Consider the following 26,257-nt stretch of genomic DNA (forward strand, 5'->3'; position numbering starts at 1 on the left):
CCGACTTTGAGCCTAAACTGTGGCCTTATCTGTACCCCGCAGCCTGCAAGGCAAACAGCTCGGCATAACGCCCCCCACGGGCCAGCAGCTCCGGGTGCGAACCAATTTCGACGAACTCGCCATTCTCAATAACCAGGATGCGGTCGGCCATACGCACGGTGCTGAAGCGGTGCGAAATAAGCACTGCGGTTTTGCCCTTGGTCAAATCAGCGAAACGCTGGAACACCTCGTGCTCGGCACGGGCATCGAGGGCGGCGGTGGGCTCATCCAGAATCAGGAGCTGGGCATCGCGCATGTAGGCCCGGCCCAACGCAATTTTCTGCCATTCGCCCCCGCTTAGGTCTACGCCGCCAGCAAACCGGCGACCGATAATCTGGTCGTAGCCGCCGGGCAGCTTTTGTACCACCGTATCGGCCAGACTTTGGGCAGCCGCGGCCTGAATCCGGTCCTGATTTCCTTTCTCCTCAATGCGGCCCACCGCCAGGTTCTGACCCGCCGACAGCTGGAAGCGCACAAAATCCTGAAAGATGACGCCGATTTCCTGGCGCAGCTCGGCCGGATCGTACTCGCGCAAATCGTGGCCGTCGAGCAGAATGCGTCCTTCCGTAGGGTCGTAGAGGCGGGCCAGCAGCTTGACCAAGGTCGTTTTGCCGGCCCCGTTTTCGCCCACCAGCGCCAGCTTTTCGCCGGCTTGCAGGGTAAAGCTCAGATTGCGAATGGCCCATTTGCCGGCATTACGGTATTTGAAGCCCACATTTTCAAACTGAAAACCCACCTGAATTGGCCGAGGGAATGGCCGCACAACGTGCGCTTCGTCGCGAATAATGCGCGGCTGAATGCGGAAGAAATCAAAGAAGTCCTGCAGATACAGCGCACCTTCGGCCACGCTGCTAAAGCGGCTCAGAATACCTTCCAGCAAGCCGCGCATCCGGGCAAACGAACCCGCCAAAAATGTAAGTTGACCAATGGAAATTTGCCCCCTGACGGCTTGCGAAATGATATACACATAGGCTGCGTAGTAACCGGCTGCGCCCACTGCCGCGAAAAAAGCCCCCCAGCCCGCCCGCCGTAGCACCAGCGCTTTATTCTGCTGATAAAATTGATCCGACAGTAACTTGAACCGATCAATCAGGAAGCCCGACAAGCCGAAAATCTTAACTTCTTTGGCCGTGTCGTCGCTGGCGCCGGTTTGGCGCAGGTAGTCCAGTTCGCGGCGCTCCGGCGTCCAGCCGTGCACCAGCGAGTAGCTGCGCTCATTGAAGTGCGACTCGCCCAGAAAAGCCGGAATTACGGCCACCAGCAGCAACAGCAGCAGCCACGGATTGAAGGCCACCAGCCCGATGGCCAAAAACGCCATCGTAATAGCGTCCTGGGCCTGGCTGAGCACCTGGGCCATCAGCACGGTGCGCGAAAGCGTTTGGCGGCGCGCGCGTTCGAGTTTATCGTAAAATGTGCTGTCTTCGAACTGGTCCAGATCGAGCTCGGCGGCGTGTTCCATCAGGCGCACGGAGGAGCGGTTGGCGAACAAATCGCCCAGCAGACTATCTAGTAAGGCCACGCCGCGCCCGAGCGTATCCGACAAAATGGCCAATACGAACTCCAGCGCCACCAAGCTCAGCAGCGGCCCTAAGGAAGCGTCAGAATTGCCCCCCGACCGCGCCAAACTCACCACGGAGTCCAGAATAAGCTGGCCCACATACAGCATGGCCACCGGCAAAGCCGCCCGCAACAAGCGCAGACCAATGTTACCAAGCGTGAGGCTGGGGCTGGTTTCCCAAATGAGCTTCAGGAAAGCCGGAATGTTTTTTAGCGCCGAAAACCGCTCGCGCACTGTGAGGGCTGGCTTACCATCGGGGCGGGGGCGTTTAGCGGAAATTTTATCGAAAAGATCAGAGAACCAAGGCATAGGAAATGGCACCGACACACTTCGCGCCGAACTATAGAGACAGCCTTTTTGGCATACATACTTTCAAGGCATAGGCAGCAGCAACTTCCTGGACTTTAAGCAACGCTGAGAAAAGCAGGCGGCCGCTGGGGAGAACGAGCTCAGCCATGGTATATATCTGATAGATTTAATATCTTCCTTAACACGATAACAACTTGATAAATATGAAGGCAGAAGCTAAAATTTTGAAGCAGGAAGAGGGAACTCGGCTCACTGTACTAGGTGATCATCAGTGTATTAAGCTAAGCGGGAAGGATACCAATAATCAGTTTACGCTGATTGAACAATGGAACGACCCCGGGATAGGCGTTCCGAAGCACGTACATGCCAATGAAGACGAGGTGTTTCACGTGCTGGAAGGCACGGTTGAGTTTCAGATAGAGGATACGGTTCAAACCCTGAAGGCCGGCGAGCTGACGTACGTGCCGCGCGGTGTGGCGCACCGCTTCACGGTAGTTGGCGATACAAAAGCCAAGGTTCATTTATCCATCTTCCCGGCTGGAATAGAGCGCATGTTTGAGGAATTGAATCAACTTCCGGCCGGCCCGCCAGATTTTGCCGCCGTGACGGCAATCTGCGCGAAGCATGGCGTGACGATTCTACCTTAAAGCTCGGCTACTGAAGCTGTCTAAGTAAGTAAAAGCGATATTGTAGAGCTTTGCAGCTCTGCTTGCCCGTGGGGGCAAAAACTTAAACCAACTGGCGTTAGCAGGCGTACCTTTGCCCCTATGCGCTTCTTCAAGAACAGTATTTACTCGGCTGGCTTTTGGCTGATGTGCCTGAGTTCATTCCTGTTTTTTATCAGCTTCAATATGCTCCTGCCGGAGCTACCCGATTATCTCACGCGGCTGGGCGGGGCCGACTACAAAGGCTTTATTATCGCGCTTTTCACGCTTACGGCGGGCATTTCGCGGCCGTTCAGCGGCAAGCTGGCCGACACCGTGGGGCGCATTCCGGTGATGGTGTTTGGGTCGCTGGTGTGCTTTCTGTGCGGGTTCTTTTATCCCTGGGTCACCACGGTTGCGGGGTTTCTGCTACTGCGTTTGCTGCACGGGTTCAGCACAGGCTTCAAGCCCACGGGCACAGCCGCGTTTATTGCGGATATCATTCCGCTGCAGCGGCGGGGCGAGGCGATGGGCCTTCTGGGCGTGGCGGGCAGTTTGGGCATGGCGGCGGGGCCAGTGGTTGGCAGCCTGATTACCAACCAGTTTTCGCTCGAAACCATGTTCTATTGCTCGTCGGGGGCGGCGCTGCTATCGTTGGCGGTGCAGGGCACCATGACCGAAACCTTACCCCAAGCCCAGCGCGAGCGGTTTAGCTGGCGTCTGCTGCGTCTGGAGTGGAATGAGGTACTGGAGCCTCAGGTGCGGGCGCCCGCCATTGTTACGCTGCTGTGCCTGTTTCCTTTCGGCATTGTGCTCACCGTTATTCCCGACCAAAGTCAGCTGCTGGGTATTGCTAACAAAGGGCTGTTTTTTACTTTTTTCACTACCGCCTCCTTGCTGGTTCGTCTGGTAGCGGGCCGCGCCTCCGACACTTACGGCCGCGTACCGATTCTGCGGGCGTCGGCGGCGCTGCTGGCTTTCTCCATGATCCTGCTGATTGTGGCCAACTCAGTACCCATATTCTTGGCCGCCGCCGTGATCTTTGGATTGGCAGCCGGTCTTAATTCCCCCACGCTCTATGCCTGGACCATCGACCTGAGCCACGAGCAGCGGCGCGGGCGGGCTGTGGCTACCATGTACATCGCGCTGGAGGCCGGCATTGGGTTGGGCGCGCTTCTTTCTGGCTGGCTGTACGGCAATATTGCCAGCCATTTGCCTTACGTACACGCGCTTGGAGCCATTGCTACGCTTGCCGCCTTGGCTTATTTGCTATGGGGTGTGCGGGCGGAGGAGCGCGTGCGCGCCACTGCTTAATGTAGGTACAAATCTATATAGCAGAAAAACTTGGAAGAGATGCGCCAATCTTGCACTTTTGGTTGCCGGATTACCGGCCTCTTTCCTACACGGTGATTTTGGCTTATTTTAAGGAGCTATGCATGAAGGAGCTTAGACTATTCTTATCTCCTTTATCGTTTCCTTATGCCTTCGCCGATAGGCCGCTCCTTAGCTCTGGCTATGTTACTTCTTGCTGGGGGCATTTTTGCCGGGCCCAGCAAGCTCCCATCCAGTTTGGCGATGTAAAGTCCGCTGATTTTGCCCCCCAGGCTAAAGCCGATACCACGGCTGCCGCCGAAATTCTCTGCGACTTCGGCCAGTCGAAGATCAAGGGTGGTGATGAAGGGTTTGAGCTGGTATTCGAGCGCACTACCCGCTTGCGGATTCATCGCAAAGCTGGCTACGCCTGGGCTACGGTGCAAGTGCCGCTGTACCACAAAGACGGGCGCAAGGAAGAACTCAATGGTCTGAAAGGCTTTACCTACAACCTGGTGAATGGCCAGGTAGTGAAGGAAAAGCTGAACAAGGATGCCATATTCGAAGAAAAGATAGACGCGAACCATCTTCGCCGTTCTTTCACCTTGCCCAATGTGCGCGAAGGGTCGATTATAGAATACACGTATACCATCAAATCGGACTTCCTGTTCAACCTCCAGGACTGGCAGTTTCAGTACACGATTCCGGTGCGCTGGAGTGAGTACCGAACTTTAGTACCACAGTTTTTCATCTACAAATCTACTGTTCACAGCTATTTGCCATTTGCAGTAAAGGAAAGCCAGGCTGTGGCCTACGCCACCAGCATTCGCATGGCCAAGAAAGACTCTTATGGCTACCAGGTGGCAAATAGCGCCACCAATACCATGCAGATCAGCGCGCAGGCGCTGAGCTCACGTTGGGTAATGAAGGACGTAGCGGCTTTCCGCGACGAGCCCTACATGACAACAGCGCGGGACTACATCAGCAGCCTGGATTTTGAATTGGATGGTATTCAATACCCTGAGCAGAAATACCAGCAGATAACCAGCACTTGGGAGAAGATAGCCTCTGAGCTGCTGAATGACGAGCAATTTGGCTTAGGGCTGAGCAAGAATACGCCGCTCACGAACCCTGCAACAGCCCTAGTCGCGCAATATCCCGATCCCACGGAGCGCTTGAATGCGGCTGTGGCGCTGGTGCAGCGGACGGTGCGTTACAACGGACAAAACCGTTTGTACACTACCGCACCCCTGAAGCGCATATGCGAGCAAGGCGCCGGGAATGCGGCTGAGCTAAATCTGCTGCTCATCAACACGCTGCGCGCGGCTGGGTTCACAGCAGAGCCGCTGCTGATCAGCACCCGCAGTCACGGCCGCATTCAGACTGATTTGCCCGTACTCAGTCAGTTCAACTATGTGGCGGCCCTCGTTACCATGCCCAATAAGCAGGAGGTGCTAGTGGATGCTACCGATCCTCTGACTACCGCTGGCCTCTTGCCCGAGCGCTGCCTTAATGGACAAGGTCGGCTTATAGATAAAACGGGCGGACGCTGGGTGTCATTGGTGCCAGCCCAGCGATATATGCGCTATACCACGGCGCAGTTGGCGCTGGATGAACAGGGCGCGCTGGGGGGCAAAATTAAGCTGGAGCACACAGGCTATGCCGGCCTAGAGGCCCGCGAGCAGCTGGCCGGCAGCACCGAACAACAGTTTATCAAGAATCTGCAGCAGCGCTGGCCCGAGTGGACGCTTACAGGCCCAATATTTAATAACGTTGCCGCCTCGCAGCAACCGTTTAGCGTAGAGGTTGGCGTAAAAATTCCGGGCGGAGAGGCAGCAGCTACTACGCTGTACGTACAGCCGTTGCGCCACCTGGGCGAAGCTCAGAACCCGTTCCGTCTGGAAGACCGGCAGTTTCCGGTTGATTTTGGAATGCCCCACGAGCATAGCCAAACGATAGTACTGACTTTACCGGACAGCTATGAAGTGCAGGAATTGCCCGCCAACCTACTGCTGACTCTGCCCAACGACGGGGGGCGTTTTCAATTCAATATCACGCCGCAGCAGAATACCCTGCACATCATCAGCCGCCTTCAGTTGCGCAAAGCCGAGTATTCAGCCCAGGAATACGCCTCCCTGCGCGAGCTGTATAGTCGGGTGGTAGCTAAGCATGCTGAGGCAATTGTGGTAAAGCATAAGTAACTAAGCATTTATATTATACAGCCCTTAATCAACGGTTGAGCTTATTGCATTTTTTGATGACCCGAGTCAAGAAAAAGCATTCAATTCTCTAGTTGTAAAATTTGACTTTGCCCAGTATTCTCCCGAAGCATTTTCTCCTGAATAATCTTAATCTAACTCAATAGCAATACTTTATGCCGAAAACATTACTCCATCGTAGCGCTCTAACTTTATTGCTACTGACGGGCGCATCCCAACTTCCCGCTCTTGGCCAAGCCGATCCGATCAAGTTTGGTAAACCAGACTTGGCTGACTTTGACGCCAAAAATTTTGTGGCCGATAGTGCTGCTGAGGCCGTCGTGCTCTGCGACTTCGGCCGCACGCGCTTCGAAACCGGCAGCGGCGACTTTAAGCTAATATTTGAGCGCGTAACCCGTATCAAAATCCTAAAAAAATCGGGGTACGACTGGGCCACGGTGAAGGTGCCTTTGTATAAAAAGGGAGCCAACGAGGAAAAGATTTCGGCGTTGCGCGGCTTCACTTATAACATGGTGAACGGGCAAGTGGTGAAGGAGAAAATGGCCTCCGACGCTACGTTCATGGAGCAGCAGACTACCAATAACTTCATTCGCAAGTTTACGCTGCCCAACGTGCGGGAGGGCTCTGTAATCGAGTACACCTACACCGTCAACTCCGATTTTCTGTTCAACTTCCAGGACTGGCAGTTTCAGTATTACATCCCCGTACGCTGGAGCGAGTACCGGGCTGCTATTCCGGAATATTTCGATTATAAGCAGCTATTTCAGGGCTATGAGCCTTTGGCTGTGCAGGAGCGCAACGAGGGCATAACGCAGTTCACCTTTAGTCAGGGTGGCTCTTTCAATAATGACGGAGGAAGTGGTATGCGGGCAGGTAGCGGACGTACTGGCCCTAGCTCCACCACTGTTACGCCTCGGGTTACCAATTACCGTTGGGCAATGAAGCAGGTTCCCGGCTTTCGCGATGAGCCTTTTATGACCACTTCCAAGGACTACGTTGCCCGCGTAAATTTTGAGTTGGCTGGGGTACAATGGCCAGGGCAAGCCTACGAAAGTGTGGCCGGTTCCTGGCAAAAAATTGACGATGAACTGCTTAATCACGAAAGCCTGGGGTCTCAACTCAAGCGCGGCGGGTTTCTGAAAGCGGAGTTGGCGGCCATCACGGCCCAGCACCCCGACCCGGCGGCCCGTGCGGCGGCGGTACACGCAATGGTGCGCAAAGCCGTGAAGCACAACGGCACCGACTGGGTGCTCAGCACTGGCTCACTCAAGCACACCTACGACCAGCACACAGGCAATTCGGCCGACGTGAATCTGCTGCTCATTGCGGCTTTGCGCGATGCTGGCCTGGAGGCAAACCCCGTTGTGCTCAGCACCCGTAGCCACGGCCGCCTGACGGAAACGCTGCCTTTGATGTCGAGCTTCAACTACGTGGTAGCCCATGTAGCCTTGCCCGGCAACCAGGAGCTGCTGGCCGACGCGACGGATGCCTTACTCCCTTTTGGAATGCTCCCGACGCGCTGCCTAAGCGGTACAGGTCGCCTACTGATGCCCGGCGCTGGCAAGTCGCGCTGGGTCAGTCTGACGCCCACGCAACGCTACGTAAACTATCATCAGGTGCATCTCACGATGGATGACCGTGGAGGCATGAAGGGCAAAGTACACCAGGAAAATGGTGGCTATGCGGCTTTGGACCAACGCGAAAACCTGGTAAAAAAGGGCGAGAAGAAGTTTATTGAAGACATGGCCAAAACGCACGAAGGCTGGAGCATTCCTACTTATGCCTTTAAAGAGCGCGAGACTTTGCACAAGCCTCTAATACTTGATTACGAGTTTGCCGCCCCCGGCGCTGATGCCCCTGCTCCTACCCTTTATCTGAACCTGCTTCGGCATTTCAGTGCGAAGCGCAATCCTTTCGTGCACGAAGAGCGTCGCTTCCCGGTCGATTTCGCGGCTCCTTTTGACGAAACAGTACAGCTAAACATCAGCCTACCAGCCGGCTATGAGCCAGAGGAAATGCCCAAGCCAGCGGCTGTAAAGCTCCCCGAAGATGGCGGCGTATTCACCTATCAGGTGGCTGCCTCTCCGGGCACTATCCAGATTATGAGCCGCATGACGCTGCGGCGGGCTGTGTACTCGGCAGAGGAATACTCTTATCTGCGCGAATTTTATAGCCGCATGCTAGCCAAGCACGCCGAGCAGATTGTGTTGAAGAAGAAATCATGAGCTACTTTCTACACATCCTGCGCCGGGCAGGCCTCGGTTTTGCGTTGAGCGGTTTGGTTGCCTCTTCGGCTATGGCCGGAGGGCAGCCCCCGAAATATGCGCTGTCAGATTTGCCCCCCAACTTGCTCGAAAATGCTCACGCCGTGGTACGCGAGTATGAGGAAACCCTGCTGGTAAAGTCGGTAGGGCGCACGGTGCAGACGGTGCGCCGGGCGGCTACCATCCTCGACGACAACGGTAAGCATTGGGCTGGCGAGCTGGTATCATATGATCAGCTAAACACGGTGAATTACCTGCGGGGCGCGGTGTATGATGCAAACGGCCGCCTCATTCGGCAACTGAAAGCTTCGGATGTAAAAGATTACAGCCTCGCCGATGGCTTTAGCTTGGCTACTGATACTCGTGGCCGACTAGCGGATTTGCGCCAAGCCAGTTATCCGTACACGGTTGAGTTTGAATACGAAGTTACTTCGGACAATCCGCTGTTTTATTCTTCCTGGCACCCGCAGGCCGGTGAGCACGTAGCGGTGGAGCACGCTTCATTTCGGGTAATAACGCCGGCTGATTTGCCCTTACGCTATCAGGAGCGCCACTTGCCCGGCAACTCGGCTGTTGCCCGCAGCAAGCAGGGTGCGCTGGATGTATACCAGTGGCAAATAGCCAATTTGGTGGCGCTGGAACAGGAGCCAGCTGGTCCGCCCCTCGAAGAACTGATGCCCGCCGTCCTGACGGCCCCCACCGCCTTTGAGGTGCAGGGTCATCGGGGCGCACTCACTTCCTGGCAGACGCTGGGCCAGTGGAATTACGATCTGAACGCGGGCCGCGATATGCTGCCCGCCGATGTTAAAGCGCGCATCGCGGCGCTGGTGAAGGATATCCCCGACGAGCGGGCGCGTATCCGGAAGGTGTATGAGTATTTGCAGGCCAATACGCGCTATATTTCTATTCAACTAGGATTAGGGGGTTGGCAGACGTTTCCGGCCAGCGCCGTGAGTGCAACCGGCTACGGCGACTGCAAGGCCCTGACGAACTATTGTATGGCTCTGCTCAAGGCCGCCGACATAACGGCCTACTGCGCCCTAGTCCGCGCCGATGAAGCGGATATTCGGACGGAGTTTCCGAGCAATCAGTTCAACCACGTTGTGCTGTGCGTACCGCTCAAAGCGGCTAAGGCAGATACAGTGTGGCTGGAATGCACGAGCCAGAACGAAGCATTCGGATATATGGGCAGCTTTACCGGCAACCGTCATGCATTGCTGCTGACGCCCACGGGGGGCAAAATTGTGCGCACGCCTCGTTATGGCGCCATTGAAAACCGACGCGAGCGGCGTGCTGACCTCTACCTGGATGCCCAAGGTACGGCCACGGTCAGCGTTCGGACGGTGCGCACGGGGCAGGAACAAGATGCCCAGAGCCAGCTGCTTCACGGCTTCTCCCCTGCCGATCAGAAAAAGCGAGTTGCTGAGTCGTTGCCTTTGCCCAACTTCAGCATCACGAAGTTTAACCTCGTCACTGACCGACGCACAGCATTGCCGGCTGTAGTAGAAACGCTCGGTCTTACTTTACCCAATTTTGCCCCCCCGAGCGGTAAGCGTGCCTTTCTGACGCCCAACCTACTCAGCCGCCTACCGGCCCTGGCAGCGCCCGTGGGTGAGCGCCGTGCCGATATCTGGCTCGATCACGCCTTTTCGCACGCCGATACAGTGCGCATTCACGTGCCAGCCGGCTTCCAGGCAGAAACTTTGCCAACTCCGGTGCAGCTTACAACCGCCTTCGGAACATATTCCAGCCAAATTCAAACCTTACCCGACGGCACCCTGCAATACGTGCGGCGTTTGCACATGCCGCGCACTCGCTTTCCCCACACCGACTATCCGGCCTACGTCGAGTTTCGTCGCAAAATCAACGCCGCTGATAAGGCGCAGCTGGTGTTGTTGAAGAATGACGCGTAAAAGACTTTGTATTAGAGAAAAGCCGGCCTCAAGCCGGCTTTTTTTATGCCTGGGGGGCAAATTATGCGCTAGATACTATGGCCAGAAGCCTATGATTCGCGTTCCGTAAAGCGGCACTTAAAGTACGCCCGCTACTCATGGAATATCTTTCGTAAATGACAGCGTAACTTGTTTGCCGATAATTGCTTCCGGATACGATATGCCCTCAACATTTCCCTGGGCTGGCCGCCCTGCGGGGCGCTGGCTGCTTTTATTTTTGCTGTTATGTACGGTTGCGGCAGTTGCGCAGGCGCCTAAAACTACATGGGTAGATGCTGCACCAACCTCTGGCGCTACTCGGGTTTCGGTTTCCGGGCTAACGCAATTTCGAGCCGTTCGCTTCCAAACGTTGGCCATGCGCGCGGCGCTGCAAGCTGCTTCGGTTCCTCGTAAAGGCGCGAAGGCCAGTCAAGGCATAGTGCTTTCACTTCCTCTACCAGATGGCTCCAGCCAGCGCTTTCAAGTAACAGAAACTGCTGTGCTGCCCCCTCGGCTGGCCGCTCTTTATCCGCGCATCAAAACGTACTCCGCCCAAAGCCTGGACGACCCGAAGACTACGGCCCAACTCGACCTTACTCCGGCTGGATTTCACGCACAGATACTGATGGGTGCGACTACTGTTTACATTGACCCTGCTGCGCCGGGTGACACCGTAAACCATCGGGTGTTTTATCGGTCGGCTATGCGCCGTGGCGGGGAGGCCTGTCTTACCACCGATGTGAAGCGAAAATTGCCCCCCACAAATCAGCTTCGGGCCAATGGCGCACAGCTTCGAACCTACCGCCTGGCCGTGGCTTGTACGGGCGAATATGCGATTACCAAGGGCGGAACGAAGGCTGATGCTCTGGCCGGCATTGTAACGACTATAAACCGGGTGAACGGAATTTATGAGCAGGAGCTGGCCATTCAGCTGCAACTGGTGCCGACCAACGATGCCCTGATTTTCCTCGATCCGGCCACCGACCCTTATACGAACACCAACGCATCGGATTTGCTCACCGAGAACCAGCGCACTACGGATGCGTTGATTGGCTCAGCTAACTACGACCTGGGGCATGTATTTGGTACGCGAGTTGGCGGTTTGGCTTACGTAGGGACGGTATGCGATGCCTCCTTTAAAGCGGGCGGCACCACGGGTCAGGCCGACCCCAGCGGCGATGCTTTTGCTGTAGACTTTGTGGCGCATGAGCTAGGCCACCAGTTTGGGGCTGACCACACTTTCAACGGCACGACCGGGTTTTGCACCAGCAGCCGCGCGGCCAGCTGGGCGTATGAGCCGGGCAGCGGGGGCTCAATTATGAGTTATGCGGGCCTTTGCGCGCCCCAGAATATCCAGCCGAGCAGCTTTCCTTATTTTCACTCCCGCAGCCGTGATCAGATTCTCGATTATGTTACGGCGTTCGGTACCTGCGCCCAAGCAACGGGCAGCGGCAATCAGCCACCGGTAGTAGATGCGGGGGGCAATTTTCGCATTCCAGCCCGCACACCTTTTACTCTTTCTGGCAAAAGCTCTGACCCCGACGGTGACGCGGTGTCCTATACCTGGGAGCAGAACGACCTCGGCCCCGCCGGCAACCCAGCTGCTCCGGTCGGCGATGCGCCGTTGTTCCGCTTTTTGCCTCCCAGTGCCTCTGCCAGCCGCACTTTCCCGGACCTCGCTGGTTTGCTTTCGGGTAACGCACTTCCGCCCGGCGAGTTGCTGCCTGCCTACGCCCGACGTCTGCACTTTCGCCTGGTGGCCCGCGACCAGCGCCGGCCGGCCGGGGCACCGATTACGATACGACCAGCGTAGCTGTGGTAAGCACCGCTGGTCCATTCACGGTCGCCCCCGAGGGCACTGGTTGGCAACCTGGCAACGACCAGCAAGTCAGCTGGGCTGTGGCCGCTACCGATCAGGCTCCTATCAATGCTACCCAGGTAGATATTCTGCTTTCCACAGACGGCGGCCTTACATTTCCCACTACTCTTGCCGCCGCCACTCCTAACGATGGGTGCCAGATTGTAAGGATTCCGGCCGGCCTGAATACCACCACGGCCCGCATTAAAATACAGGCCACGGAAAACATATTTTTTGCGATTTCTCCACAGAATTTCTCCATTCAAGCCCTTAGCGCACCAACCTTTTATTTAACGCCTGCTTGCTTACCGGGGGCTTTTTGGCGCTCTGCCCAGGCACCTCCACCACGCTGAGCCTCAATGTGGGTCAGACAGGCGGATTTGCGGGTGACGTTGCGCTAAGCGCTGCTGATGTGCCAGCAGGTGTTACAGTCGATTTTGCGCCTAGCCCAGTGGCGGTCGGTGGCACTGCGGCGGTGAGAATAGCAGTGGGCACAGCGGCACTGCCAGGTACTTATTCGCTGTTGCTAAAAGGCACAAGCGGCAGTCTGGTTCAGGAGCAGCGGGTGAGTCTGGTGATAGAGCAGGTCGTAACCCAGGCGCCCCAGCCTACAAGTCCGGATGCTACGCTTCAAACCAGCCAGCGGCCTCGCTTTGGGTGGAATAGTTTGCCTGGTGCTATAGCCTACGAGGTGCAAGTCGCCACTGATGTTAGCTTCCTGAATATCGTAGCTTCTCAAACCAGCCTGTCTGAGCTTGCTTTCACGCCAACGCAGGAGCTAGCGGCCGGGGCCCGGTATTTTTGGCGGGTGCGGGGCCGCAGCGTCTGTGGCGCGGGCCCTTATTCCACACCGATTCTGTTTCAGACCAGCCCTAGCGTGTGCCAAAGCATTGTGGCTACCCGAATACCGGTTTCTATTGCGGCTGGCCCAAATGCGGAAGCGACGGCCGTTATTACGGTGGCCAGCACGGAGCGGGTAAGTAATGTTCGGGTTCGCAACGTGGCTGTTACCGCTCCTAATGCAGACGGTTTGATACTCACTTTAACCAGCCCAAGTGGTCGGGAGGCGACGTTATTGGCGCGGGCCTGCGCTGGTACTTCCAACCTGAATATCAGCTTCGACGACCAAGCTGCCGCGCTGATTTGCCCCCCAGCGTCAGGCTCAACAGTCCGGCCAGTGTCGCCGTTGGCAAACCTGATAAACGACCCGGCCGCCGGCGACTGGACTCTCGCCATTCGCAATCAAAGCACCGGCCAGGCAACTCTGACAGGCTGGACGCTAGAGCTTTGCACCATTCCTACCGTGCTAAGCAGCACAGTAGTCAGCACCGCTTTTGCTAATCTTGAAGTATTTCCGAATCCCAGCGAGGGCGTTTTTGAGGTAAATCTGAACAATGATCAGAGAGGCCCGGTCATGATGCTTGTCACGGATGCCATTGGCCGCACCATTCGCTCCGAGACGCTCCTCAAAATGGCTGACCAGCTCTCCTACCGTCTCGATTTGAGCACTGTTAGCCGGGGCATTTACCACCTACGCCTTACCAGTGCCCAAGGTACCAGCATGAGAAGGTTGGTGAGGAAATAGCGTATTGAGGCAGATTGGCGCGGCTAAAAAGTGTATCGGGCCTGCGCTTTTATATCAGATCGGAGCGAGCCTTCGATTTCTTCCAAACCGGAGCTGATTACTCGCTGGTGGCGGTATTGGGTGGCAGCATAGCGTAGCCAGAAGGTAAGATGACGGGTACATTTGACCTCCGCCAAAGCATAGGTGCGGGTGCCGCGGCCAAAGAGCGCGGGCACCGAAAACGCGTAAAGCACATCCTGCTCAAAGGCATACTGGCGGGTATCGTAGTCGTCGGTATCGAAGAGGGCGTAGCGGGCACTCAGGCGCAGGTAGCGGTTGAGGCGCACGGTAGCATCCTGGACCAGTAAAAAACCCGTGTGCGGAGTGGCGCCGTCTTCGCGGTAATGCGTGCCTTGCAGGCGCGTGCGCAAGCTGATGATGGATGAGGGCGCGGCATCGTAAAAAAGCAGCAAACTTCGGCGCTCGGTGGGTACTGGCTGGGGCACCGGACGTGAGGGCGCAAGGTCGGCGTTCTGGTCTTTGGTGCGAGAGCGAACCTGCACGTAGAGCTGGCTGGTTTTGTTGGGCGCGAATGACAAGCGCAGCAAGTAATCGTGGCCGCGTGAGGGCGCATCAACGCGGTATTTCAACCATGGAAACCAGAATTGATCGTAATAGCCCGTGATTTCCCAGCGCGCCGCCGGTCGCACTTTCAGGCCGATATACACGCCGCTTTCGTTGATGTTGCGTGTGTTTTCGCCGAAGGCCTGCCCGTAAAAGGTGTGAAAGTTTCGGTCGTAACGACGGTACAGGATGGAAGCCTCCACATTGGTAGCCAAGCTGGCCAGCAGGCCGTTTACAGTGCCCAAGCCACCGCTGCTGGAGCGCGCTGTTTCACCGAAAAAGAGCGCATTGCCAAGCACATAGCTATAGTGAACTCCCAGAGCCACATTGGCTTTACCCCGAAACTCAAACTGATTATATGGCTCGGGCCGGCGCTGCAAGGCCATGTCGTAGCGGGTGTCCACCACCGTGGCGCCGGCCGCAAAATTGCCCCCAGACTCGTATATGTCACGTTGCCGCCAGCTATAGCTTCGTGCAGACGCTTGCGGTTAGTCAGTTCGGTAGCGGTACGGTGCAAGCCGCTGGTGCTGATACCAGATGAAAACGTATCAAACCGGGCCAGAGAATCGGTGGCAAACTGTTGATTTGCGTCCACTTTTTTGGCCGAGAAAAAAGCCGTCGCGCGCACGGTCTTGTGTAAGCTCACCGTTGCCGCTGCTCCGCGAAAAAAGGACGTTTCCAGCACCGAGGAATAGGGCCTGACGCCTAAGCTGCTGCGCCGCAGGGTAGTTATGGTTTCAGCGCCCTTGCCCACCTGCAAGCCCGATGAGAGCAATAAGCCCTGGCCGAATTGCAGCTGATAATCGCCTAAGGCCAATGTTTTGAGCCGGCCTCGCTCCTGCACCACAAAGTGCGCGGAGTAAAAATCGGCCCCTAGCCGTCCCTTGTCAGGTTGCCAAACCAGGGGCTCGCCTGCATCTTTCTCAGCAGTGAAACCCAGGCTGAAGTCGCGCGTGTGGCTGACGCGGTAGCGCAACAAGAGCTTATCGGGCGAGCCGAGGTAGCGGCTGAGCGGCCGGCCGGTGCTGGTGGTATCGGCAGAGGCATAGCCACGCCGAGCCTGCAAACCGCGCTCGTAGCGTAGAAACAAAGCATTATTGTCTTCGTGCAGTATGCGCTGCCAGAGCGGGCCCCGAGCAGCATTCTGGTTTCCAGGCTGTACCGTTACGAAGGGCGCCACCCGATAAATACTACGCGCTTGCTCAAAGCCAGCAATACTTTGCAGCTCATACAAGCTCAGCAGGGGCCCGAGTTGCTGCCGATGATCCAGCAAGGCCGAAATCTGCGTTTCTGAGAGCAACAGCAAGCCCCGCAGCTCCTCGCGGCTGGCTGTATTCAGGTTTAGTGGCGTCTGATAATAAAGCAGCAGCGTTTCATATACATCTTCAAAAGCTACCTCATCGCTCTGTATTTCGGCAAACAGCTCCTGCACCAGCCGGTCCAGATCGGCGGTGGGGCGCACGTAGTCCTGCGCCTGGAGGTTGAGAGGTAAAAGCAAGCACAGGAGCCCGCAGGTGAGCACTATCGCGCGCCACCAGCTCTGCTTGCTGGCTGTTGTGTGCGTAAAGGTTTGGGGGTGTGCGCCATGCAGCATTGGGATATACCGGGGGGCTTTTTTGTAAGCTATTCTCACTTTTTCGCCCACTGCAAGCTCACTCCTACATGCTGACTCAAGCCCAGCGCTGATTGCCAGGCCGCCGCGTAGTCAATCTGAAAGCGGCCGGCTTTAAAGCCTACTCCGGCGGTAGTCTGCTCCACGAGCGAGGCAAACCCTGCCCGAAGCGCCAGCGCCTCCAGCAGCTGATACTCGATACCGGCCTTAAAATCAGCATCCTGCTCCACATCTTTCTCCGTTTCCACGTTCAGCATCAGCTTACTGGTGGGGCGGTATGAGAGGCCGGCTTTGAGCACGGTGGGCACACGCTCATTTTCATAGGCAGCTAAGCGCGCCTGGTTCAGGTTATATAAATATCCCCCGAAAACCAGCCGGTCTGGGATCAGTTCAGCTTGTCCTCCTAGTGAAGCCGCCACCACTCTTTTACTACCTAAACCCTGAATACTGACCTGCAGCATATCCACGCGCCCACCCACGCTGATCTGTCCGCCTCGGTATCCGTAGCCCAAGCCCAGACGCTGTTCAGCGTACAGATTATTGCCAAAACGCTGCGCTTCAAAGCCTATTACACCACGACTGGGGGCTTTTCTGAGCTTACAGAACCGATCGGCATAGCCGCCACAAGCGCCACCGTATTGAATGCGGAGCTTAAATAGCGGTTTTCAGCATAAAAGCCGACATTGGTTTGACTTACCTGACCGAGTCCGGCCACGTTGTTGCCAACCGCCCAAACATCAGCAGTTGTGACAGACGCGTTGCCCAGCGCCGCTGCCCGCGCCCCACGCACTCCGGGGCCGTTTCCAGCACTTACAGTCGCAATAGTAACGGAAAGAAATAAGGCTACTAACGCTAAGTACCCGTTTAGCATAATAAGGGGATAAGAGGCTAATTCATGCCTCGCACGCCCAAAGCAAATTTCGCGGCAAATCTGTGGCTACGTCTGTTTATTGCAAGCCGAATGTAAAGCCAGTTCATCACGGCCTCATTACGGTCATTCCGCTGGATACTATTTACCCATAAAAAAGCCCCCAGACGAATCTGGGGGCTTTTTACATTAAACCAAAATCCTGGACCTACATCTCTGCGGTGGCCTCGGCTTTCTCTTTGTTCTTTTTCTTCTTGATTTTAACCTTACCAGCCGCAGGCGACTTCGTTTTCATTTTTCCGGCTTCACCAGCACCATCTACCTGGCTGGACGTGGCGGCAGCCGTAGCGCCTACGCCCGGATTAGGGCCTTTATTGACCACCGTCATTTCATCAACGAGGTGCTTGGCGCCGCCGAGCTTATCCACGCAGAACAGCACATAGCGGATGTCCACGTTGATGCAGCGCTTCAGATCGGGGTCGTAGGCCAGGTCGCCGGTCATGGCTTCCCAGTTGCCATCAAAGGCCAGCCCGATCAGTTCACCACGGCCGTTGATGACGGGCGAGCCGGAATTGCCCCCGTAATGTCGTTATCCGTGATAAAGGCTACGGGCAGCTGTCCGTCCTTATTGGCATAAGGCCCGAAGTCTTTGGATTTCAGGAGCGCTACCTGCTTGGCCGGCACCACAAATTCCGGGTTTGTTGGATCTTCTTTCTCCAAAATCCCCTTTCCCGTAGTCTGATAGTCATAGCTCACCGCGTCGCGGCCCTCGTAGGAGCGCACGGTGCCGTAGCTCAGGCGCAGCGTGGAGTTCGCATCGGGCGAGTACACTTTATCGGTGTTCTTGGCCCGCAGACCGGCCACGTACTGGCGATTAGCCCGGCTCATAGTGGCCTGGCTGGCCTGAAGCTGGGGGGCAATTTTCTGCACATAGTTCGTGTACACCGAGTTCATCGTCTTGAACGCCGGATCTGCTTCCAGCTTAGCCAAGGTAGGCGCCGCCAGAAAAGCGTTCAGCTTCGTGGGAGAAGTCAGGAAGGTGTTGCCAAACACGTAGTCAGCGTACTTTTTCATGGAGCCGCCATACTGTTTGGCCACCGTCTGAAACACCTCCGGATGCTGGGCTTTGGGCACGTCGGTGTAATAAAGGCCCATTAAGGCGGCAAACACCTTCTTATCCGTGGTGGCACTGTAATCTTTAAAGAACTCGGCGGCCGGCTCCTTCAAATCGGCTGTAGCTTTCTGAATGGCAGCTTTGTCGGCGTTGGGATCTTTCAGCAACGAATACAAAGGCAGCATCCGAGCCGCAAACGTCATGATTTCAGTGCCAAACGCGGCTTCATTCAGGTACACATTACTGAGGTTGAACTCCCGCAGAGCCGTATAGTTCTGATTGATATCCTGCAACGCACTGCCGTAGAGCTGCTGGCGGGCCGGATCGGCCGCAATCCACTGAGCAAACTGCACCTCTTCAGCCTTCTTCTTGTCCACCGTTTTCAGGCGCTTCATGCCCTCATTCTGCCCGATGAAGTACTTCCAATAGTTGGCAATGCTGGCATATTTGGAGGCGTATTTCAGGCGCAGGGCCGGGTCAGCATCCATGTCTTCTTTCCACAGTTTCAGGCGGGTATCGCGCAGCTTGATGCGGGCTGGGTTGCTTTGGTCGAGGGTTAGCTGAAGGCCGGCGGCGGGCAAAAAGCGCTGTGTGCGGCCCGGAAAGCCGAACACCATGGCGAAGTCGCCTTCACTCACGCCTTGCAGGCTCACGGGCAGGTGCTTTTTGGGCACGTACGGCACATTGTCGGCCACGTAGCCGGTGGTGGGCTTGTTGTCTTTGCTGGCGTACACCCGAAACATGGAGAAGTCGCCGGTGTGGCGGGGCCACATCCAGTTATCGGTGTCGCCGCCAAACTTACCCACCGACTCAGGCGGAGCGCCTACCAACCGCACATCGCCAAAGCGCTGATACACGAACATATAGTACTCATTGCCGGCAAAGAAATCGCGCACGTAGGCTACGTATTGGCCATTCTCTTTGGCTGCGTCGGCCAGCTGCTTCTGCCGCTGCTGTACCAGCGCGGTGCGCTCCTGCTCCGGGGTTTGGGGCGTAATTCCTTCCAGCACCTTGCCCGTTACGTCTTCCATCCGCACCAGAATATCCACGAACAAACCCGGATTGGGCTTTTCCTCGCTTTTATTAGCAGCAAAAAAGCCGTCGGCAAGCAGATTTTTTTCGGGCGTACTGTGGCTCTGAATGGCATCATAGCCGCAGTGATGGTTGGTGAGCAGCAAACCTTGGCTGCTCACAAATTCGCCCGTACAAAAGCCCCCCAGCTGCACCACGGCATCTTTGAGGCTGGCATTATTGATATCATATATTTCTTCGGCCGTCAGTTGCAGGCCTTTCTTCTGCATGTCTGCGTAGTTGAGGCGCTTCACATACATCGGCAGCCACATTCCTTCATCGGCACGAGCGGCTATTGGTAGCAAGAGCGCCAGAAGCAGCGCATTTGCCCATATTTTTTTCAGCATAAGGGGTGGGTAATGGGAATGAAAAAGAGGAATGAGCGTGTAAGAAAAGTGCTTGTGTAAAGCAAAGGTTAAACTTACTCAGGCGAGGCGAGTAGTGGGCAGTTTTTATGAAAGCATTGCCCTATAATTCTCAATCGGTAAACTACATCCGGCTTCTCTACGCACTAAACCAATTCTTCCTTTTGGTTTGTTGCTCAAGAGAATAAACACAAAAAGTAACTTGCCGTTGCTTTTTGCTTAACCTCAGCCATGGCCTACCTGTTTCGGCGCTTTTTTCTTGCTCTAATTTGGGTGTATCGGCACTTTATCTCGCCACTCACCCCAGCCAGTTGCCGATATCAGCCTACCTGCTCGGCCTATGCCGCCGAAGCTATCGGCAAATTTGGCCCTTGGCGAGGTGGCTGGCTGGCGCTGCGCCGTATTGGGCGCTGCCATCCGTGGGGCGGACATGGCTACGACCCCGTACCCTGAGCCGCATCTTGCGTATAGCTGACCACAATCGTTGCTTGTGCCCACTGGGTCAGGCAGCGCTTTTCAGTTTTTTATACTCCCGACCATGCGTTTAATTCCCATAATCACACTGTCAATCAGCGCTTTGCTCAGCTGTGGCTGTTCGCAGGCGCAGTCCGATGAAGCGTCGGGGGGCAAAAAGGGCAAAAAGAATAACAAGAAAGAAAGCCTGGAGAATCGTCTTATTGAGAGCTCAGTGCCTGGCTTGCGCCGCATGGGCTCGCTCAACAAAGCAGTGCCCGAAAGCTCAGGCCTGGCCCGCGCCGACAAATCTGGCACCTTCTACACGCATGGCGACGCCGGCAACTCCCCTATCATTTACAAGATTGACGAGACGGGCAAGCTCCTGACCGAAATGCGGCTTACAGTACCGAACCAAGACTGGGAAAGCCTGGCGCAGGATAACCGCGGCAACATATTCGTGATAGATGCGGGCAACAACAACAACAGCCGCCAGGACCTGGCTATTTACCGCCTCAACCCGGCCAGCCCCAAGCAAATAGGCGCCATCCGCTTCACTTATGCGGATCAGCGCGAATTTCCACCTGCTAAAGATGCGCGTAACTTCGACTGCGAGGCCGCGCTATGGCACAACGGCACGGTTTACCTCTTCACCCGCGACCGCGCCAACCAAACAACAAGCAAGGTTTATGCTGTACCGGATAAGCCCGGTCAGCAGACCGCCCGCCTCCTTACCAGCCTGTCTGTCAGTGGTGAAGTAACTGATGCTGACCTGAGCCCTGATGGCAAGCGTCTGGTGTTAATGGGCAAGGAGGAGTTGTTTTTGTATGAAGGCAACTCGTTTGAGTCTTTGCTTAAATCAACGCCCCGGCGCATCGCATTGACGGGCGCGGGCCAAACGGAAGGCGTGGTTTTCACCGACAACCAAACCTTGGTTATCAGCACAGAAGAAGGCTCTATCTACCAGTACTCGCTGCAAGGTCAGTCGAACTCTGGAGCAAATGTCGGAGCCCAGTAATCTGCATACCTAAGCTCATAAAAAAGCCCCCAGAGCAACTCTGGGGGCTTTTTTATGGGTGTAAGAACGGGTTACTTTGATTTGACCATTTTTTGGGCTTGCTCGGCGGCAGCTCTTGCTTCCAGATCTCGGGGGCAAATCCGAAGGGGTTATTAGGCCATTTGCCGGCGCGCAGCAAAACCCATAAGCCCATAAAAATCAGCGGAATACTGAGGATCTGGCCCATGTTCAGCACCATTCCGCTTTCAAAGTCAGACTGGTCTTCCTTGAGAAACTCCACCAGAAAGCGGAAGGTGAACAGCAGCACCACAAATAAGCCGAACAATTGCCCCCTGGGGGTCTTTTCCTTCGTGCGGTTCCACATCAGGTACAGCAGCACCAGCAGAAACACGCAGAACAGCGACTCATAAATCTGGGTTGGATGGCGCGGAACGGCTACGCCGTTCACCAGGTGCTCCGTGTCGCGCACGAACTTAAAGGCCCAAGGCACCGTGGTTTCGTGGCCGAAAATTTCGGAGTTGAACAGGTTGCCTAAACGGATGAGCGCCCCGCCCAGCGCCACCACAATCACAATCCGGTCGAGGGTCCAGAGGTAGTCGAACTTATTATTGCGACTAAACAGCCACACCGCCAATAAGATACCGAGCGTAGCGCCGTGGCTGGCCAGTCCGCCTTCCCATATCTTGAGAATATCGAGCGGGTGCGCCAGGTAATAGCCCGGATCATAAAACAAGCAATGTCCGAGGCGGGCGCCCACGATGGTGCCTACCAGCATATAAATCGTGATTACGTCGACCCACTGCGGCGATACGCGCTCGGAGCGGTAGATATGCGACAGCACGAAGGTGCCCAGCACGAAGCCAGACATAAACAGCAGGCCGTACCAGCGCAACGTGAGCGGTCCGATCTTAACAATTTCGGGCGCAACGTCCCAGGTAATGTAAGCGAGCAGCGAGGTCATGCGAAGGCGGAAGAGAGGTACACAGGCAAAGGTAGGAATTCAGCGTTGGCAAGAAAGCAACTCGAAATTGCGCTTCATTCGGAGCAAAACAAACGGTAGCGCCACTTAGAAATTATAGCGAAGCCAATTCCTGCGTGAAGCCACCGCTCAGAATAGGAAAGCGCAGCCAGGAACGCGGATCGACATTATAGTCGTCGAGGTGAAAAGCGGGCGCGTAGCGTTCGCGCTTCCATTGGTTGCGCGCCCACAGCGAGTAGAAGCGCTTAACGTAGGTTTTCAGCTGCTCAGGATCAGTTGTGGTTTCTTCGTGCACCAAGGTTGCCAACACCTGACGCGGACTGAGGCGGTCGTAAAAAGCCAGCCGCTCGATGCGGTTGAGCAACACGTACGGCATGAGGTCGCGCTCGTCGGTTTGCTTGTCTTCCAAGGGCCGCAGCTCAGCCGTGGGCTGCAAAGCATTCACGTGGCGTAAAGCCTGGTAGCCGAGTTCTTTTTCAGCCCAGCGCAGCCATTTCTTCACAAAATCTTTGTCGACGCCGGCAATGGGCGAAATGCTGCCGGCCGTGTCGCCATCCATGGTGCAATAGCCCACGGAAGCTTCGGAGCGGTTGGACGTGGTGAGCAGCAGGCAGTTTTGCACGTTAGCCAATAGCCAGATGCCGGGCGCCCGTACCCGCGCCTGAATGTTCTGCAAAGCCAAATCGTCGGTTTGCCACGTCAGCGGCCGCTTCAGAGCATGCTCAATTTTGGCCACATAGCCTTCTACTTCCCCATCGATAGTCCAATCAAAGAAAATGCCCCCAGCTCGTCGGCCAGCTCCTTCGCCGACTGAAATGTATCATCGGAGGAGTTGACCGTACCTTGATAAGCGGTAGTAAGTAAGCGGCCTGTCAGCTTTTGATTGATTGATTTTTGCTCCTGATTCAGGAGGCTAAGGGAGGCATCTTTTGGACCGGGTGCATTCTGGTCGGGTACAGGCGCAACAGGGCCAGCTAGTGTCGCTATTTCTTCAGCAGTAAAACAACCAGCGCGGCGCATAAACTCGGCCGTGCCCAGCTCCGCGGTACCCAAACGCACCATTTCGGCCACGGCTACAGCGCACATACAGGAGTCGGCGCCGCCACTGAGGGAAAGCACAAACCCACGGCTGCGCGCCTTCCGCATATAATCAAACAGGGCTAAGCTCAGAGCCTGATTCAGCTCGCGGTACTCATCGGGCGCCGGCAGGGGCACAACATCCGTGGGGGCAAATCAGCACCAAAATCAACATCTGTGCACTCCAGATCTACTTCTTTGAAACTCAGCAGCTGGTTACGGAGCAGCAAATGCCCATTGCGCGCCACCAGTATTTCGCCATCGTAAATGATACGACCGGCTTCATTACCGAGCAGATTAGCGTAGAGGTACGTGCAATTATACTTGCGCGAAGCCTGTAGTACGAGCTGGTAGCGTACATCGGTCTTACTCATCGCAAAATGGCTGGCCGATGGATTCACAATGAGCTGCACGCCTCGCTCCATCAACCGGCCAGCGGGCCGATCAGCAGCCGGGCGCCACGCATCCTCGCATATCTCGAAGCCAAAACGTACGCCTTGGTGCTCGAAAACCAAATCTCCCAAAGGCCATTGCTCGCCTTGCCACTCAATGGTGGTGGTTTCGCCGGCTCGCCAGGAGTTGAAAAAGCGCGGCTCATAATGCACGCCGTCGTTGGCCAGAAACTGCTTGGCTGCAAAACCCAGAATTTCGCCGTCGCGCAGCACGGCGGCGGTGTTATATGTGCGCCCATCAATGCGCACGGGCAAGCCTACACAAACCAAAATGCCCGTCGTCCAAGGCCGGATTTGCTGTAGATATTCTAGTGCCGAGGCCGAAAGCCAGTCGCTCAGAAACAAGTCTTCGCACCCGTAGCCCGTCAGGCTTAGCTCCGGCAGGCATAGTAAATCGACACCGGCTGCCTTCGCTTGCTCAATAGCTTCGCGAATGGTACGCAGGTTATGGTGCCAGTCAAATGGAATCTGGTTGAGGGCAGCGCCAGCTAATCGCATGGAAAGAGAGAATAGTTTAGCCAACAACTACTTTTTGCCCCCCAGAGTTGTCTTAGCTGCCTAAAAGCGCTGATGTTGACAGCTATAGAAGCTACACGCCCAGGGCTGTAAGCGCGCGCTCAGCAGCTGTTTGCTCGGCCTGCTTCTTTGAGAGGCCCATGCCAGTTGCTACGGCTTCGTCGTCCACAAATACGGTAGCTGAAAACTCCATTACACCCCCGTTTGGGGTTCGCCGGCTAGCTCGTAGCGAAGATGCTTCCCCTGACGCTGCGCCCACTCAATTAGCTTACTCTTGAAGTTAGCGGTCGTTGTGGTGAGCGACTTTACATCTACAAAAGGCTTAATCAAGCGCGCCAGCACGAATTTGCGAGCTGCCTTATAGCCCTGATCCAGATAAACGGCCCCCACTAAAGCCTCCAGGGCATTACCGTTTACGGAGCGGGAGCGCGCAGCCCGGCCCTGCGTTGGGTCGAGTTGGACTAGCTTATCCAACCCTATCTTCAGAGCCAGCACATTCAGGCTTTCACGATTTACAATACGGGAGCGCATTTCCGTGAGAAAGCCCTCCTGCTCGTAAGGATACTTGCGAAACAGGTACTCAGCCACAACGGTACCCAGCACGGCATCGCCCAGAAACTCCAGACGCTCATTGCTTTGAGTACGGCTCTTATCATTCTGCTGGCGCACCAATGAAGAGTGCGTGAACGCCAGCTGATACAGCCGAATATTATCCGGCGCTCGGCCTGTTACCGTGGCAATGGCCTGGCGAAAAGCCCTATCCTGCCCCAGCAACCGCCGGAAAAATCCGAACAGTGGAAGTGGCTGCCCCGGCCGCGTCATTAGCCTTGAAATTTGCGAAACAGAACCGAGGTATTGTGTCCACCAAAGCCAAAGGTATTGCTTAGTGTCACGTTTATATCCCGCTTTTGAGCTTCATTAAAAGTAAAATTCAAGCGCGGATCTAATTCTGGATCGGCAGTAAAATGGTTGATGGTGGGCGGAATCACACCATGCTGCAAAGCCAGAATACACGCAATTGCTTCAATACCACCAGCGCCGCCCAGTAAGTGGCCGGTCATGCTTTTGGTAGAGCTAATATTCAGGTTGTAAGCATGCTCACCGAATACCTTTTCAATGGCTTTCACCTCGGCACCATCGCCTAGAGGCGTGCTGGTACCATGGGTATTGATGTAATCTACATCCTCCGGGCCAATGCCAGCGTCACGCAGGGCATTTTGCATTACCAACACTACGCCGTTGCCTTCAGGGTCGGGAGCCGTGATGTGGTAAGCATCCGAAGACATACCGCCGCCGATAATCTCAGCATAGATTTTTGCCCCCCGAGCTACTGCGTGCTCATACGCTTCCAGAATGATAGCGCCACCACCTTCGCCCAGCACAAAGCCGTCGCGCTCCTTATCGTAGGGGCGAGAAGCCTGCTCGGGCGCGTCGTTGCGCTCACTCATAGCCTTTAGAGCGTTAAATCCACCTACGCCAGCTTCCGTAATAGCTGCTTCCGAGCCACCTGTTACCATTACATCGGCCAGATTGAGGCGGATGTAGTTGTAAGCAGCGACAATAGAATCGGACGACGACGCGCAAGCGGAAGTCGTTACGAAATTTGGCCCCCGGAACTTGTGGCGAATGGAAATATTGCCCGACGAGCTGTCGGCAATCATCTTCGGAATGAAGAAGGGATTGTAACGGGGTGTGCCGTCGCCCTTAGCGAAGCTGAAACACTCCTCTTGGAATGTCTTGAGGCCACCAATACCGGAACCCCAAATCACACCTACCCGGTCGCGGTCAACACCGTCCAGCAAGCCGGCATCCTTGATAGCTTCGTCGCTGGCAATGATGGCGAACTGCGTGAAGAAGTCCATTTTGCGGCCTTCCTTACGCTCGAAATAATCGTCCGGATTATATCCCTTGATTTCGCAGGCGAAATGGGTTTTGAACTTGCTGGCGTCAAAGCGGGTGATGGGCGCGGCACCACTTACGCCCCTCGACAAACCATCCCAATACTCGGTGACGGTTTTGCCAAGAGGCGTAAGGGCACCAAGGCCGGTCACAACAACTCTCCGAAGAGACATAGGCTAACGGGAGAAATTAAAAAGCAAAACGGCCGGCGGCGGGCCGGCCGGTAAGCAATAGAACGGGTAACAGCTACAAAGCCGTCAGGTTATTTGGCGTGCTCCTCGAGGTAGCTGATAGCTTGACCCACGGTGGCGATGTTCTCGGCCTGATCGTCGGGGATAGACACGTTGAATTCTTTTTCGAACTCCATAATCAATTCGACAGTATCGAGCGAATCAGCGCCCAGATCGTTGGTGAAGCTAGCTTCTGGAGTTACTTCCGAGGCTTCAACGCCAAGCTTGTCAATGATAATGGCTTTTACTTTTTCTGCAATTTCAGACATTTCCGTGGGGGTT

Annotated in this window: 23 protein-coding genes and 1 pseudogene; 10 read left to right on the top strand and 14 right to left on the bottom strand. The window is 55.7% G+C overall.

Annotated elements, in window-relative coordinates; all coding sequences use genetic code 11:
* Positions 1–25 precede the first annotated feature (25 nt).
* Positions 26–1,906, bottom strand: a complete 1,881-nt coding sequence (locus tag H9L05_RS02595) for an ABC transporter ATP-binding protein (RefSeq protein WP_187732913.1) — start codon at positions 1,904–1,906, stop codon at positions 26–28.
* Positions 1,907–2,109: 203 nt separating this feature from the next.
* Between H9L05_RS02595 and H9L05_RS02600 the strand changes: the two genes are divergently transcribed.
* The 8 genes from H9L05_RS02600 (at position 2,110) to H9L05_RS02635 (ending at position 13,718) form a co-directional block, all read left to right on the top strand.
* Positions 2,110–2,553 carry a cupin domain-containing protein gene (locus H9L05_RS02600; protein WP_187732914.1) on the top strand — a complete coding sequence of 148 codons (444 nt, stop codon included), beginning with the start codon at positions 2,110–2,112 and terminating at the stop codon, positions 2,551–2,553.
* A 120-nt stretch (positions 2,554–2,673) separates the two neighbouring features.
* Positions 2,674–3,864: an MFS transporter gene (locus H9L05_RS02605; protein WP_187310635.1), complete on the top strand. Its 1,191-nt coding sequence runs from the start codon at positions 2,674–2,676 to the stop codon at positions 3,862–3,864.
* Positions 3,865–3,986: 122 nt separating this feature from the next.
* Complete coding sequence (locus tag H9L05_RS02610; protein ID WP_187732915.1) at positions 3,987–6,062, top strand: DUF3857 domain-containing protein; 2,076 nt, start codon at positions 3,987–3,989, stop codon at positions 6,060–6,062.
* Between the two features lie 173 nt (positions 6,063–6,235).
* Positions 6,236–8,305: a DUF3857 domain-containing protein gene (locus H9L05_RS02615; RefSeq protein WP_187732916.1), complete on the top strand. Its 2,070-nt coding sequence runs from the start codon at positions 6,236–6,238 to the stop codon at positions 8,303–8,305.
* Positions 8,302–10,257: a DUF3857 domain-containing protein gene (locus tag H9L05_RS02620; RefSeq protein WP_187732917.1), complete on the top strand. Its 1,956-nt coding sequence runs from the start codon at positions 8,302–8,304 to the stop codon at positions 10,255–10,257. Before H9L05_RS02615 ends, H9L05_RS02620 begins: the two co-directional genes overlap by 4 nt.
* Positions 10,258–10,774: 517 nt before the next feature.
* Positions 10,775–12,088 carry a reprolysin-like metallopeptidase gene (locus H9L05_RS02625; RefSeq protein ID WP_187732918.1) on the top strand — a complete coding sequence of 438 codons (1,314 nt, stop codon included), beginning with the start codon at positions 10,775–10,777 and terminating at the stop codon, positions 12,086–12,088.
* A 2-nt stretch (positions 12,089–12,090) separates the two neighbouring features.
* A complete protein-coding gene (locus H9L05_RS02630) occupies positions 12,091–12,486 on the top strand; it encodes a hypothetical protein (protein ID WP_187732919.1) in 396 nt (131 codons plus the stop codon).
* A complete protein-coding gene (locus H9L05_RS02635; RefSeq protein ID WP_187732920.1) occupies positions 12,453–13,718 on the top strand; it encodes a T9SS type A sorting domain-containing protein in 1,266 nt (421 codons plus the stop codon). Before H9L05_RS02630 ends, H9L05_RS02635 begins: the two co-directional genes overlap by 34 nt.
* A 23-nt stretch (positions 13,719–13,741) precedes the next feature.
* Here H9L05_RS02635 and H9L05_RS22985 read toward each other — a convergent pair whose 3' ends face one another.
* From H9L05_RS22985 to H9L05_RS02655, 5 genes and pseudogenes are all read right to left on the bottom strand, one after another.
* On the bottom strand, positions 13,742–14,566 hold the full coding sequence (locus tag H9L05_RS22985) for a hypothetical protein (protein ID WP_223284691.1): 825 nt from the start codon (positions 14,564–14,566) through the stop codon (positions 13,742–13,744).
* Positions 14,554–15,915 carry a helix-hairpin-helix domain-containing protein gene (locus H9L05_RS22990; protein WP_223284692.1) on the bottom strand — a complete coding sequence of 454 codons (1,362 nt, stop codon included), beginning with the start codon at positions 15,913–15,915 and terminating at the stop codon, positions 14,554–14,556. The genes H9L05_RS22985 and H9L05_RS22990 overlap by 13 nt, the downstream gene beginning before the upstream one ends.
* A 35-nt stretch (positions 15,916–15,950) precedes the next feature.
* Positions 15,951–16,445: a hypothetical protein gene (locus tag H9L05_RS02645; protein ID WP_187732921.1), complete on the bottom strand. Its 495-nt coding sequence runs from the start codon at positions 16,443–16,445 to the stop codon at positions 15,951–15,953.
* Positions 16,446–16,501: 56 nt separating this feature from the next.
* The gene (locus tag H9L05_RS02650) at positions 16,502–16,804 is read right to left on the bottom strand and encodes a hypothetical protein (RefSeq protein WP_187732922.1); all 303 of its coding nucleotides are present in this window, start codon (positions 16,802–16,804) and stop codon (positions 16,502–16,504) included.
* A gap of 205 nt (positions 16,805–17,009) precedes the next feature.
* Positions 17,010–19,333, bottom strand: a pseudogene (locus tag H9L05_RS02655) (S46 family peptidase).
* Positions 19,334–19,582: 249 nt separating this feature from the next.
* Here H9L05_RS02655 and yidD point away from each other — a divergent pair.
* Both yidD and H9L05_RS02665 read left to right on the top strand, forming a co-directional pair.
* Positions 19,583–19,804, top strand: a complete 222-nt coding sequence (gene yidD, locus H9L05_RS02660; protein ID WP_187310626.1) for a membrane protein insertion efficiency factor YidD — start codon at positions 19,583–19,585, stop codon at positions 19,802–19,804.
* Between the two features lie 85 nt (positions 19,805–19,889).
* The gene (locus H9L05_RS02665; RefSeq protein WP_187732923.1) at positions 19,890–20,822 is read left to right on the top strand and encodes a hypothetical protein; all 933 of its coding nucleotides are present in this window, start codon (positions 19,890–19,892) and stop codon (positions 20,820–20,822) included.
* A 52-nt stretch (positions 20,823–20,874) separates the two neighbouring features.
* On the opposite strand, the gene lgt is transcribed toward H9L05_RS02665, so the two are convergent.
* The 8 genes from lgt to H9L05_RS02690 form a co-directional block, all read right to left on the bottom strand.
* The gene (lgt, locus tag H9L05_RS02670) at positions 20,875–21,783 is read right to left on the bottom strand and encodes a prolipoprotein diacylglyceryl transferase (RefSeq protein ID WP_187732924.1); all 909 of its coding nucleotides are present in this window, start codon (positions 21,781–21,783) and stop codon (positions 20,875–20,877) included.
* 112 nt (positions 21,784–21,895) lie between these two features.
* A complete protein-coding gene (gene nadE, locus H9L05_RS26670; protein WP_394368455.1) occupies positions 21,896–22,537 on the bottom strand; it encodes an NAD(+) synthase in 642 nt (213 codons plus the stop codon).
* A gap of 8 nt (positions 22,538–22,545) precedes the next feature.
* A complete protein-coding gene (locus tag H9L05_RS26675; protein ID WP_394368456.1) occupies positions 22,546–23,016 on the bottom strand; it encodes a hypothetical protein in 471 nt (156 codons plus the stop codon).
* Positions 22,980–23,828, bottom strand: coding sequence for a nitrilase-related carbon-nitrogen hydrolase (locus H9L05_RS26680; protein ID WP_394368457.1), 849 nt, complete (start codon positions 23,826–23,828; stop codon positions 22,980–22,982). Before H9L05_RS26680 ends, H9L05_RS26675 begins: the two co-directional genes overlap by 37 nt.
* Positions 23,829–23,919: 91 nt before the next feature.
* Positions 23,920–24,039 carry a putative dsRNA-binding protein gene (locus H9L05_RS25735; RefSeq protein ID WP_317175080.1) on the bottom strand — a complete coding sequence of 40 codons (120 nt, stop codon included), beginning with the start codon at positions 24,037–24,039 and terminating at the stop codon, positions 23,920–23,922.
* On the bottom strand, positions 24,039–24,668 hold the full coding sequence (locus H9L05_RS02680) for a ribonuclease III family protein (protein ID WP_223284694.1): 630 nt from the start codon (positions 24,666–24,668) through the stop codon (positions 24,039–24,041). Before H9L05_RS02680 ends, H9L05_RS25735 begins: the two co-directional genes overlap by 1 nt.
* A complete protein-coding gene (gene fabF / locus H9L05_RS02685; protein ID WP_187732925.1) occupies positions 24,668–25,918 on the bottom strand; it encodes a beta-ketoacyl-ACP synthase II in 1,251 nt (416 codons plus the stop codon). The genes H9L05_RS02680 and fabF overlap by 1 nt, the downstream gene beginning before the upstream one ends.
* A gap of 89 nt (positions 25,919–26,007) precedes the next feature.
* Complete coding sequence (locus tag H9L05_RS02690; RefSeq protein WP_073109216.1) at positions 26,008–26,244, bottom strand: acyl carrier protein; 237 nt, start codon at positions 26,242–26,244, stop codon at positions 26,008–26,010.
* Positions 26,245–26,257 lie beyond the last annotated feature (13 nt).

The organism is Hymenobacter qilianensis (assembly GCF_014489555.1).
GTDB lineage: Bacteria > Bacteroidota > Bacteroidia > Cytophagales > Hymenobacteraceae > Hymenobacter > Hymenobacter qilianensis.